Genomic DNA, 12,008 nt, shown 5'->3' on the forward strand with positions numbered 1-12,008 from the left:
TGACGGGCCGTTTGAACATCGAGCCGAACGTGACGCCGAATCCCGCGAGCGACCTCAGGAATTTAGCCATGTGCAGTCTCCTTGCTCGCCGTCACCGGCAACTGGCCGGGCAGTGGCGGCGTGGGAAATGCCGGCGCCGAGGACGCTGAGGACCCTGCCTCCACCGGCTCGTTGCGGCGCCGTCTGTTGCGAATCTGCCTGTTGCTGAACGGTCTTTGCAGCAAATAGAGCAGCACGGCTGTGACGACGATGCTGGCGCCGACCAGCACCGGCGTCCAGTGCGGGTAACCCTGGTTCCGCAGGGTGCGGATCGCCGCGGCGATCAGAGCCCAGATCAGCGACACCGGGATCAGCAGCTTCCACCCCAGCGCCATGAACTGGTCGTAGCGCAGCCGCGGCAGGGTGCCGCGCAGCCAGATGTAGAAGAACAAGAAGACCCACACCTTGGCGATGAACCACAGCAGCGGCCACCAGCCGCTGTTGGCCCCGGCCCACATGTTCAGCGGCCACGGCGCGTGCCAGCCGCCCATGAACAGCGTGGCGGCCAGCGCCGACACCGTGGTCATGTTGATGTACTCGGCGAGATAGAACATCGCGAAGCTCAGCGACGAATACTCGGTGTGGAAACCGGCGACCAGTTCCCCTTCGGCCTCGGGCAGATCGAACGGCGCCCGGTTGGTCTCGCCGACCATCGACACCAGGTAGGTCGTGAACGACGGCAACAACAAGAAGACGTACCAGACCCGGTCCTGGGCCGACACGATCTGCGACGTGGACATCGTTCCGGCGAAGAGGAACACCGTGGCGAACGACAGGCCCATCGCGACCTCGTAGGAAATCACCTGCGCGGTCGACCGCACCCCACCCAGCAGCGGGTAGGTCGAGCCCGAAGACCAGCCCGCCAGCACGATGCCGTAAACCCCGACCGACGAGAGCGCCAGGATGAACAGCACCGCCACCGGCAGGTCGGTCACCTGCAGCGGTGTCCAGTGGCCGAACACCGAAACCTGCGGGCCGAACGGGATGAACGCGAAGGCCGTGATCGCGGGAATCGTCGAGATGGCCGGCGCCAGGAGGAAGATCGGCTTCTCGACGCCGAACGGGGTGATCGGCTCCTTCAGCGCCAGTTTGATGCCGTCGGCGAGGCTTTGCAGATAGCCGCGCGGCCCAACCCGGTTGGGTCCCCAGCGCAGCTGCATCCGGCCCAAGATCTTGCGTTCGGCGAGGATCGCGATCAGCACGGTCAGGACCAGAAACACAAAGACCACAAGCGATTTGGCCAGGATCAGCCACCAGGTGTCGTGTCCGAAGCCGGTCACTTTGCCACTCCGATCATCACCACGGCGCCCGGCGTGACGCCCAGCTGCCGGTGCACCGCCGAGCCCGGCGAGTTCAGCGGCAGCCACGCCACGTGGTCGGGCATGTCAGTGATCGTCAACGGCAGGGTGATCGTGCCGCGCGCGGTGCTGACGGTGACGTTGTCGCCGTCGGCGGCGCCGATCGCGCCCGCGGTCTCCGCCGACAACCGCACCACCGGGGTGCGCGCGGTGCCGGCCAGGTGTGGCTCGCCGTCCTGTAGCCGCCCGTCGTCGAGCAGCATCCGCCAGCCGGCCAACACAGCCTCACCGGCGCCGGGTGTGGGTGCCGCGGCAGCGGCGACGGTCGGCGCCGGGCCGGGCGTGCCGTCCCAGGTGCCCATCGCGTTCAATTCGGCGAGCGCGGCGGCCACCGTGGGGAAGCCGAGGTCGATGCCCAGCTCGTCGGCCAGGGTGTCGAGTACTCGCAGGTCTGGTGTGGCGGCAGGCGGCAGCGCTGCCGAGAAGCTGCGCTGGCGGCCCTCCCAGTTCATGTAGGTGCCCGCCTTCTCGGCCGCCGGCGCGATCGGGAACACCACATCGGCGCGCTCGGTCACGGCGCTGTGCCGGAGCTCCAGGCTCACCACAAAACCCGCGGCGTCCAGCGCGGCCAGTACCGCCGCGGGATCGGCGAAGTCGTCGGGTTCGATGCCACCGACCAGCAGCGCGCCCAGCGAGCCGTCGGCGGCCGCAGCCAGAATTCCGTCGGCGTCACGGCCTTCGGCCGAAGGCAATTCGGAGACGTGCCAGCCCTGAGCCACCTGCGCGCGGGCGGTCTCGTCGCTGAGCGGCCGGCCGCCGGGCAGCAACCCCGGCAGCGCGCCGGCCTCGAGCGCGCCTCGCTCGCCCGCGCGACGGGGCACCCAGGCCAGCTGGGCGCCGGTGCTGTCGGCGAGCCGGGCCGTGGCCGACAATGCGCCGGGCACGTCGGCCAGCCGTTCGCCGACGATGATCACCGACCCGGGCTTGGACAGCAGCGTGCCGAGTTCTGCGCCGGCCAGCCCGTCCAATGCGGCGACCTCGCCACCGGGCGCGGTCTGGATCAGCGTGCCCTGCATCTTCTGCAATCCGTTGCTGGCGAACGGCGCAACCGCGTGCACCGCCAGCCCGTGCTTGCGGGCGGCTTTGCGCAGCCGCAGGTACACGATCGGCGACTCTTCTTCCGGTTCGAAGCCGGCCAGCAGGACCACCGGTGCCGACTCCAGATCAAAGTAGCTCGTCGTGATCAGCCTGCCCGCGACCCGAGCCGCCAGGAACTGCGTCTCCTCGCTCGAGTGCGGGCGCGCACGGAAGTCGATGTCGTTGGTGCCCAGCACGATTCGGGCGAACTTGGAGTAGGCGTAAGCATCTTCGACGGTCAGCCGGCCACCGGGCAGGACACCGGCACCGCCGGGTGCTGTGGTGAGGCCTTCGATGGCCGCGGCCACCGCATGCGGCCACGACGCGGGCCCCAACGAGCCGTCCGCGTCGCGGACCAGCGGAGTGGTGATCCGGTCACCCCGCGTGGCGTAGTTGAAGGCCCACCGGCCCTTGTCGCAGTTCCATTCCTCGTTGACCTCGGGCTCGTCGCCGGCCAGCCGGCGCAGCACCTTGCCGCGGCGGTGGTCGGTGCGCTGCGCGCATCCCGACGCGCAGTGCTCACACACGCTCGGGCTGGAGACGAGGTCGAACGGACGGGCCCGGAAGCGGTAGGCAGTGCCGGTGAGGGCTCCGACCGGGCAGATCTGCACGGTGTTGCCGGAGAAGTACGACTCGAACGGTTCGTTGGCGTAGATGCCGACCTGCTGCAGCGCGCCGCGTTCCAGCATCTCGATGAATGGGTCGCCGGCGATCTGGTCGGAGAACCGGGTGCAGCGCGCGCACAGGATGCAGCGCTCGCGGTCCAGCAGCACCTGCGAGGAGATGTTGATCGGCTTGGCGAACGTGCGCTTGACGTCGTGAAACCGAGAATCCGGGCGGCCGTTGGACATGGCCTGGTTCTGCAACGGGCATTCACCGCCCTTGTCGCACATCGGGCAATCCAGCGGGTGGTTGATCAGCAGCAGTTCCATCACACCGTGCTGCGCCTTGTCGGCGACCTCCGAGCTGTACTGCGTGCGGACCACCATGTCGTCGGCGACCGGGATGGTGCACGACGCCATCGGCTTGCGCTGCCCCTCGATCTCGACGATGCATTGGCGGCACGCGCCGACCGGGTCCAGCAAGGGGTGGTCGCAGAACCGGGGAATCTGCACGCCGATCAACTCGGCCGCGCGGATCACCAAAGTTCCCTTGGGAACACTGATTTCGGTGCCGTCGATGGTCAGCGTCACCAGCTCGGGCTCGGTGACCTTCTTTCCGGTGTCGGCCGTCTGAGTCATGAGGCTCCGTTCGGGGCGAGCATGGACAGCTTGGGATCGAACGGACAGCCGCCGCCCTCGATGTGCGCGACGTATTCGTCGCGGAAGAATTGGATCGACGACGCGACCGGGCTTGCCGCGCCATCGCCCAAGGCGCAGAACGACTTACCGAGAATCGCATCGGAGATATCGAGCAGCTTGTCCAGGTCTTCGGCGGTGCCGTGACCGGCTTCCAGGCGGTGGTAGATCTGACTCAGCCAGAACGTGCCCTCACGGCACGGCGTGCACTTGCCGCACGACTCGTGCTTGTAGAAGTCGATCCACCGGCCCACTGCGCGCACCACGCAGGTGGTCTCGTCGAAAATCTCCAGCGCCTTGGTGCCCAACATCGACCCCGCTGATCCGACGCCCTCGTAGTCCAGCGGCACGTCCAGGTGCTCGTCGGTAAGAAGCGGTGTCGACGATCCGCCCGGCGTCCAGAACTTCAGCTGGTGTCCGTCCCGCACGCCGCCGGCGTAGTCGAGCAGTTCGCGCAGGGTGATGCCCAGCGGGGCTTCATACTGACCTGGGCGAGTGACGTGTCCCGACAGCGAATACAGCGTGTAGCCGGGCGATTTCTCGCTGCCCATCGACCGGAACCAGTCGACGCCGTTCAGGATGATCGACGGGACGCTGGCGATGGTCTCGACGTTGTTGATAACCGTCGGGCAGCCGTACAGGCCGGCGACCGCGGGGAACGGCGGACGCAGTCGTGGCTGGCCGCGGCGGCCCTCCAACGAGTCGAGCAGCGCCGTCTCCTCGCCGCAGATGTACGCGCCGGCTCCGGCGTGCACCACCAACTCGAGGTCGTAGCCCGAGCCGGCGATGTTGCGGCCCAGGTAGCCGTTGGCATACGCCTCGGCCACCGCGTTTTGCAGGCGTCGCAGCACGGGCAGCACCTCACCGCGCACGTAGATGAAGGCGTGGCTGGCCCGGATCGCGTACGACGCGATGATCACGCCCTCGACCAGGATGTGCGGGGTGGCCAGCATCAGCGGAATGTCTTTGCAGGTACCGGGTTCCGACTCGTCGGCGTTGACCACCAGGTAGTGCGGCTTGGCGGCCGCGCCGCTGTCGCCCTGCGGGATGAACGACCACTTCGTTCCCGTCGAGAACCCGGCGCCGCCGCGACCGCGCAGCCCGGAATCCTTGACGGTGGTGATCACCGCGTCGGGCTCCATCTTCAAGGCCTTGTCCAGCGCCCGGTAGCCGTCGTTGCGGCGATAGGTCTCCAGAGTCCACGACTCGGGGTCGTCCCAGAAGCGGCTCAGCACCGGAGCCAGTGGTGTTGGTGACCCCATTACTGACCTTCCCCTGAACCTTCGGGCGACGGCGCGGTCATGTTGCGCTCCTTGGCAACCCGCAGCCCGGCCAGCGTGGCCGCACCGGGCCCGCCTTGGCCCTCGTCCGGCCGCGAATCGGGGAAACCGGCCAGGATGCGCTCGGTCTCTTTGAATTTGCACAGCGCCGCACCGCGGGTGGGGGCAGGAGGCTCACCGGAGCGCAGCCCGTCGACGAGCTTGCGTGCCGACTCGATGGTCTGGTTGTCGTAGAACTCCCAATTGACCATCACCACCGGTGCGTAGTCGCACGCGGCGTTGCACTCGATGTGTTGCAGGGTGACCGATCCGTCGTCGGTCGTCTCGTCGTTGCCGATACCGAGGTGCTCTTTGAGCGAGTCGAAGATCGCATCGCCGCCCATCACCGCGCACAGCGTGTTCGTGCAAACCCCGACCAGGTATTCGCCGGTGGGTCCACGGCGATACATGGTGTAAAAGCTTGCGACAGCGGCAACTTCGGCACCGGTCAGCCCGAGCTGTTCGCCGCAGAATTCCACACCGGCCGGCGTGATGTAGCCGTCCTCGGACTGCACCAGGTGCAGCAGCGGCAGCAGCGCCGAGCGGGGGTTCGGGTACTTACCGATGATCTCCTTGGCTTCGACCTCCAAACGTGCCTGCACCTCGGCCGGGTACGACTGGGGTGCGCCGTCGGTGACGAACTGTCCGGGCTCCTCGGGTGGCGGGCCCAGCCGGATGAACACCCGCTCGCCGTTGCTGCTGACGCCGGGAGTCTGTGCTGCTGTCATCGGTCCACCCCGCCCATCACCGGATCGATGCTGGCCACCGCGGTGATCACGTCGGCGACCATGCCGCCCTCGCACATCGCGGCGACGGCCTGAAGGTTGGTGAAGGACGGGTCCCGGTAGTGCACCCGATACGGGCGGGTGCCGCCGTCGCTGACCATGTGCACACCCAATTCGCCGCGTGGTGATTCGACGGCGACGTAGACCTGCCCGGCCGGAACCCGGATGCCCTCGGTGACCAGCTTGAAGTGGTGGATCAATGCTTCCATCGAGCCGCTCATGATCTTCTCGATGTGTTCGGGCGAGTTGCCCAGGCCATCCGGGCCGACTGTCAGATCGGCCGGCCAGGCGATCTTGCGGTCCTCCACCATGGTCGGGCCGGGCCGCAACTTGTCCAGGCACTGCTCGACGATCTTCACCGATTCCGACATCTCCTTGACGCGAATGATGTAGCGGCCGTAGGCATCACAACCGTCGTCGGTGATCACGTCGAACTCGTAGTTCTCGTATCCGCAGTAGGGTTCGGTGCGACGCAGATCGTGCGGCAACCCGGTGGATCGCAGACACGGCCCGGTAATTCCCAGAGCCATGCAGCCGGTCAAGTCCAGGTAGCCGACGTCCTTGGTGCGTGCCTTCCAGATGGCGCTCTCATTGAGCAGGTTGCCCATCTCGCGCAACGAGACCTTCAGCTTCTTGAGGGCTTCGGCGATCTCGGTCTGCGCGTTGGGTGGCAGGTCCGCCGCGACGCCGCCCGGCCGGATGTAGGCACTGTTCATCCGTAGCCCGGTGATCGACTCGAACAGCGTCAGAATGATCTCGCGACCCTGGAAGCCGACGAACATCGGCGTCATCGCGCCCAACTCCATACCGCCGGTCGCCAGGGCGACCAGGTGCGAGGAGATCCGGTTGAGCTCCATCATCATCACCCGGATAACGTTGACGCGTTCGGGTATCTCGTCGGTGATGCCGAGCAGTTTCTCGACGCCCAGGCAGAAGGCGGTCTCGTTGAAAAACGGTGCCAGGTAGTCCATTCGGGTCACGAACGTCACACCCTGCGTCCAGTACCGGTATTCGAGGTTTTTCTCGATTCCGGTGTGCAGGTAGCCGATTCCGCATCGGGCGTCGGTGACGGTCTCGCCTTCGATCTCCAGGATCAGTCGCAGCACGCCGTGCGTGGACGGGTGCTGCGGTCCCATGTTGACGACGATCCGTTCGCCGGGTTCGCCGCTCTGTCGGGCGGCCTCGACGACCCGGTTCCAATCTTGGCCCGTGAGAGCGATCAAGGTGTCCGAGTCATCCTCGTGCGCCGCGTTCATCGTGTCGCTCATCAGTTGTAGGACCTCCGCTGGTCGGGCGGGGGAATCTGCGCGCCCTTGTATTCCACCGGAACGCCGCCGAGCGGATAGTCCTTGCGCTGCGGATGTCCCTGCCAGTCGTCGGGCATCTCGATGCGGGTCAACGACGGGTGGCCGTCGAAGATGATGCCGAAGAAGTCGTAGGTCTCGCGCTCGTGCCAGTCGTTGGTCGGGTAGATCGCGAACAATGAGGGGATGTGCGGATCACCGTCTGGCGCAGCAACTTCCAGTCGGACGCGACGACCGTGGGTGATCGAGCTCAGCGGGTACACCCCGTGCAGCTCGCGCCCGGTTTCGTCCGGGTAGTGCACGCCGTTGACGCCCAGGCACAGCTCGAAGCGCAGCTGCGGGTCGTCGCGAAGCCGGCGCGCGACCTGCGGCAGCAGTTCGCGCCGTATATGCAGCGTCAGCTCGTCGCGGTAGACGACGACTTTCTCGACGGCGTCGGCGAATTCGATGTCATCGTCGGCTTTCAGCGTCTCGGCCAGCCGGTCGACCAGCTCGTCGAAGTATCCGCCGTAGGGCCGGGGACTTCCTTCGTCGAGCGTGACCTGACGAATCAGCCGTCCGTAGCCCGAGGTGTCACCGCTGCCCCGGACGCCGAACATGCCGCGGCGCACGCCGATCAGCTCGGCGTCGGAGGGGTCGGTGCCAACCGGTGTTCCGCCGACTTCGCTGGCAGCGCGCTTGGAGTCGTGCTCCGGTGAACTCATCGCAGCAGCCCGTGCATCTCGATCGTGGGCCGGGCGGCAAGGGCCGCCTGCTCGGCTTCGGCAATGGCCCGCTCGCGGTTGACGCCCAGCGGCATTTCTTGAATCTTGTCGTGCAGCTTGAGGATTGCGTACAGCAGCATTTCCGGACGCGGCGGGCAGCCGGGCAGGTAGATGTCCACCGGCACGACGTGGTCGACGCCCTGCACGATGGCGTAGTTGTTGAACATGCCGCCAGACGATGCGCAGACGCCCATCGCCAGTACCCATTTGGGTTCGGCCATCTGGTCGTAGATTTGACGCAGCACCGGGGCCATCTTCTGGCTGACCCGGCCGGCCACGATCATCAGGTCGGCCTGGCGGGGTGTCGCCGAAAACCTCTCCATGCCAAAACGTGCGATATCGAAACGCGGCCCGGCAGTGGCCATCATCTCGATCGCGCAGCAGGCCAGTCCGAATGTGGCGGGCCACAACGAGTTCTTGCGAAAGTATCCCGCCAGTTGTTCAACGGTCGTCAGCAAGAAGCCGCTCGGCAGTTTCTCTTCCAGACCCACGATTTACCTCAATCCCACGTCAAGCCGCCGCGGCGCCACACGTATGCGTAGGCCACGAAGACGGTGAGCATGAACACCACCATCTCGATCAGCGCGAACAGTCCCAGCTGGTCGTAGCTGACCGCCCAGGGGTACAGGAACACGATTTCGATGTCGAAGACGATGAACAGCATTGCCGTGAGGTAGTACTTCACCGGGAAACGCTGCCCGCTGCCGGCGTGCGGTGCGTTGGCCGGCTGGTCGCTGGGCTCGATCCCGCATTCGTACGCCTCCAGCTTGGCGCGGTTGTAGCGCGACGGGCCGGTGATCTGGGCGAGCGCGACCGAGCCGAGCGCAAAGGCTGCGGCGATCCCTCCGAGTACGAGAATGGGTAGGTAGAGATTCATCCCGAGACGACGCTTCCTCACTCTGGTCTATGGGCTGGACTGTGAGCGCAACCACAGCCTAGCGACCGCGTGCAGTCCCGCGCTCAGCAGGTTAGATGTGACCTCAACCACAACCTGGTGAATGGTTCATGTCGCGAGGTAGACGTCAACGGGCCAACCATCCGAAATCCGCGAATTATCCAGAGCGCGAAACGATTTGGCTGATTTTCAAGCCACGATCTGCGAGATTGGGGGGCCCCGCGCAGCGTCGCGGCGGCGGATGCGCCAAGGCCGTTCCAGTGGCTACTGGACCGGGGTGCGCAGCAACTCGAGCACGGTCCGGCTGAGCCGGATCGGATCGATGGGGTGGGGGACCGCGCCCTCGGCGCGCGACCAGCTGGCCAGCCAGGCGTCGTCGCGGCGTCCGGTCAGCACCACGATCGGTGGTCCGTCGTCGATTTCGTCTTTGAGCTGCTTGGCAATGCCCATGCCGCCTTCGGGAGTCGCCTCGCCGTCCAGGATGGCCAGATCGATGCCGCCGGCGTCCACCTGCTGGATCACGACCGGCCCCGTCGCGACCTCGATGTAGCTCAGCTCAGGCAGGTCCGGATGGACTCGTTTGCCCAACGCCGTCATGACAGCCTGTCGGGTGTTGGCGTTGTCGCTGTACACGAGAATCCGCAAGGGGCTGGTGGCAGACACGGTCCAGATCGTACTGCCCGACGGCAGTTACTGCGGCGCCCGCACGAAGTACGCGTCGGCCGACACCGTCGCCGTCTTCGCGACCATGCCCAACCGATTCCAGCCGACGTCGAACTGGTCGCGGTCGATCTCGGTGTTCGCCGACACCTGCAACGAGCCGTCGGCGAGCGCACTGACGTGCACCGGCAGCGGCACCTCTGCGGTGGTCCCTTTGATGCTGAACGTGGCCCGCAGATCGGCGTTGTCGCCGATTGTGGGCTCGACGGCGGTCACCACCACGCTGATGCCCGGATACCGGTCGGCGTCGAAGAAATCGGCTGATCGCAGATGCTTGTCGCGCTTACCGATGCCGGTGCGCAACGACGCGACCTGAATATCGAGCCGGCCGAAGATTGCGCCTTTGCCGGTGACCTGGCCGTCGCCGCTGACGTCGGTGAAGCGGCCTTTGACGTTGATCAGGCCCCAGCAGTTTCTGATCTTGAAGTTGACGGTTGAGCGGGCGGGATCCAGGATCCATACCCCGGCGGTGTCCGGATCGTTCAGCAGTGTGTCGACATTCGTCATGGGCGCCGCTCCCTCCGTTGTCGGCTAGCTCATTATCGGCGCGAGTTCCGCCGGGTCGAAATACTCATCGATACGTCTGATCAGGCCTCGAGAACCAGAAGAGACACTCGTCTTGATAACGATGCACACCCGCAGCGCGATCAATCCGCCTCCTGCGCCGGTCGCGTGTAGGACGTGCTGCTGCACGAAGCCGTCGGGGAACAGCTGCCGGTCGAGGATCTCGTAGCTGCGCTCGGCGGTGACGCCGATGAACCACCGCAAGACCTTCAGCGCTCGCTGCTTGTCGTCGTCGCGGTGCGCGCCGGCCCGCCACACCGCGATGTCGTCGTCGAACAGCTCAACCAGCCGTGCCTCGTCGCCGCGCTCGATTGCCGCGAACAATTCATCCGCCAAGTCGACGACGATCTCGGTAGCGGGCATGGCGTATCTCCCTACTCGTCCTGGTAGCCGGGGTGTGCGGCCGCCAGCCGGCGGCCGACCAGCGCGCGCAGCGCCGATTGCACGTCGTCGTTGCCGCCGTCGAGTTCACCGGCCCGGATGGCGGCGGCCAGCTGGGCCTCATCGACGCACCCGACGCGGGCCAGTGCGCCCGCGACAACGTCGGCTGCCTCAGTGTCGGCGAGCAGTTCTCGCTCGACCATGCGCAGCGCGTTGGCCGCGACCCGGGAATGGAAATTGACCTGGCCCGCAGTTGACTCCCGAACATCGGTCTCGAGGAATTCCGCCACCGCGGCGATGAGTTCCGCCGCGGTGGGACGACCGTGCGCGGACGTCATCAGGTCGCGGGTGCTTCGGGACCGCGATCGACGCCCGTGCGCAGCTTCACCGAAGCGGAGTACGCGAGCGTGCGGAACCGCAAAACCGGGTCGTCGGACGCCTCGATGCCGTCGGTGACGCGCATCGGGTCGAACACGACGATGTCGCCGTCGTGCTCTCGTTGCGTCTCGACGCCGGTGATCTCGAGGGTCCCGACAGTGACGGTCTGGGTGCTCTGCCAGGGTTTGGACGGGTCGACGGTCGAATCGCCATGCGCGGCGATCTGGACCTGGTACTCGAACCGAACCGGTTGGGCCGCAACGCGTTTGTCGAGTTCGTCGATCAAGAAGTCGGCGCCCTTGCTTTTCGCCACGTCCGGTGAAAGAAACTCCTCGCCGGTTGCCGGCTGCAGGTGGTAGCGCACGAATCGGTCACTGCCGTCCGCGGCGATCCAGCGAAATGCGTGCAGTCCGTGGTAGGCCACGGTGGCGTAGCTTGCCGGCACTTTGTTGGCGGCGCGAACCACCGGCAGCACCGACAGCAGTCGCGGGTGAGTGGCGATGTGTGCGAGCAGACGCAGCGGCGCAGCGGGGCCCGGGCGCATCGCATGCAGCAGCGAGACGAAGCCGTCGGGCGTGCTGGCCGGGAACAGCTTCGCGGTCTGCGTGGACACGTCGGTGGTCGACCCGTCCCGCAGGGTGAACTTCACCGCCATCCCGCGAACGCCCGGGGCATTGTCGGGCTGGGCCGGATTGCCTGAGCCACTGGAGAACCGGATCAGCGCGGGCACCGCCGCCCCGGTGAGGTGCGCGGCGCGGGAGAGTCCGGCGGCCGCATCGGTCGCGGAGAAGGTGCCACGGTAGAGCTTGCCCTTGGCGTGCAAGGCCCGGTAGCCCGGTTTCGCCCCGCCGGTTTCGCGAATGGTTTCGATTGCCTGATCAGGAGTGACCACGGTGAAAGCCTAGGCGTTCAACCGGGCCTGGGGGAGCGTGTTGTCGAGCAAGTTGAGCAGGTCCCATTCGGTCTCGCAGACGCGGCGGCCGATCGTGGCCAGCTCCACGGAGCGCGTCTGTCCGCTCAGATGGCGTTCGGCCTGGTATCGGCAGATGACACCCCAGCGCAGGGTGGCCAGCACCAACCACCAGTGAAACGCGGTCCGGTCGACGGTGGCCCCGGCGGCTGTTTC

Annotated in this window: 13 protein-coding genes and 1 pseudogene; all 14 read right to left on the reverse strand. The window is 66.4% G+C overall.

The window, feature by feature from the left end; all coding sequences use genetic code 11:
* Nucleotides 1-62: 62 nt before the first annotated feature.
* Nucleotides 63-1,319, reverse strand: coding sequence for an NADH-quinone oxidoreductase subunit NuoH (nuoH, locus tag VGH54_RS10910; RefSeq protein WP_331511993.1), 1,257 nt, complete (start codon nt 1,317-1,319; stop codon nt 63-65).
* A complete protein-coding gene (locus VGH54_RS10915) occupies nt 1,316-3,715 on the reverse strand; it encodes an NADH-quinone oxidoreductase subunit G (RefSeq protein ID WP_331511994.1) in 2,400 nt (799 codons plus the stop codon). The genes nuoH and VGH54_RS10915 overlap by 4 nt, the downstream gene beginning before the upstream one ends.
* Nucleotides 3,712-5,034: an NADH-quinone oxidoreductase subunit NuoF gene (gene nuoF / locus VGH54_RS10920; RefSeq protein WP_331511995.1), complete on the reverse strand. Its 1,323-nt coding sequence runs from the start codon at nt 5,032-5,034 to the stop codon at nt 3,712-3,714. The genes VGH54_RS10915 and nuoF overlap by 4 nt, the downstream gene beginning before the upstream one ends.
* Entirely contained in the window at nt 5,034-5,819 is a 786-nt protein-coding gene (gene nuoE / locus VGH54_RS10925; protein ID WP_331511996.1) for an NADH-quinone oxidoreductase subunit NuoE, read from the reverse strand. The genes nuoF and nuoE overlap by 1 nt, the downstream gene beginning before the upstream one ends.
* On the reverse strand, nt 5,816-7,132 hold the full coding sequence (nuoD, locus tag VGH54_RS10930) for an NADH dehydrogenase (quinone) subunit D (protein ID WP_331512004.1): 1,317 nt from the start codon (nt 7,130-7,132) through the stop codon (nt 5,816-5,818). Before nuoD ends, nuoE begins: the two co-directional genes overlap by 4 nt.
* Nucleotides 7,133-7,143: 11 nt before the next feature.
* Nucleotides 7,144-7,884, reverse strand: a complete 741-nt coding sequence (locus VGH54_RS10935; protein WP_331511997.1) for an NADH-quinone oxidoreductase subunit C — start codon at nt 7,882-7,884, stop codon at nt 7,144-7,146.
* Nucleotides 7,881-8,435 carry an NADH-quinone oxidoreductase subunit B family protein gene (locus VGH54_RS10940; RefSeq protein WP_331511998.1) on the reverse strand — a complete coding sequence of 185 codons (555 nt, stop codon included), beginning with the start codon at nt 8,433-8,435 and terminating at the stop codon, nt 7,881-7,883. Before VGH54_RS10940 ends, VGH54_RS10935 begins: the two co-directional genes overlap by 4 nt.
* Before the next feature lie 8 nt (nt 8,436-8,443).
* Nucleotides 8,444-8,821, reverse strand: a complete 378-nt coding sequence (locus tag VGH54_RS10945) for an NADH-quinone oxidoreductase subunit A (protein WP_067340608.1) — start codon at nt 8,819-8,821, stop codon at nt 8,444-8,446.
* 282 nt (nt 8,822-9,103) lie between these two features.
* Nucleotides 9,104-9,502, reverse strand: coding sequence for a hypothetical protein (locus VGH54_RS10950; RefSeq protein ID WP_331511999.1), 399 nt, complete (start codon nt 9,500-9,502; stop codon nt 9,104-9,106).
* A 27-nt stretch (nt 9,503-9,529) separates the two neighbouring features.
* Nucleotides 9,530-10,066, reverse strand: coding sequence for a YceI family protein (locus tag VGH54_RS10955; protein WP_331512000.1), 537 nt, complete (start codon nt 10,064-10,066; stop codon nt 9,530-9,532).
* Nucleotides 10,067-10,090: 24 nt separating this feature from the next.
* Nucleotides 10,091-10,486, reverse strand: a complete 396-nt coding sequence (locus VGH54_RS10960; RefSeq protein WP_331512001.1) for a DUF4440 domain-containing protein — start codon at nt 10,484-10,486, stop codon at nt 10,091-10,093.
* A gap of 11 nt (nt 10,487-10,497) precedes the next feature.
* Complete coding sequence (locus tag VGH54_RS10965) at nt 10,498-10,842, reverse strand: DUF6285 domain-containing protein (protein ID WP_331512002.1); 345 nt, start codon at nt 10,840-10,842, stop codon at nt 10,498-10,500.
* Nucleotides 10,842-11,774 (reverse strand): catalase family peroxidase, encoded by a 933-nt coding sequence (locus tag VGH54_RS10970; protein ID WP_331512003.1) that lies wholly within the window; start codon nt 11,772-11,774, stop codon nt 10,842-10,844. The genes VGH54_RS10965 and VGH54_RS10970 overlap by 1 nt, the downstream gene beginning before the upstream one ends.
* A 9-nt stretch (nt 11,775-11,783) precedes the next feature.
* Nucleotides 11,784-12,008: pseudogene (locus tag VGH54_RS10975) on the reverse strand (phosphotransferase family protein); the annotation flags it as partial.

This window comes from Mycobacterium sp., assembly GCF_036488105.1.
In the GTDB taxonomy this organism is placed as follows: Bacteria; Actinomycetota; Actinomycetes; order Mycobacteriales; family Mycobacteriaceae; genus Mycobacterium.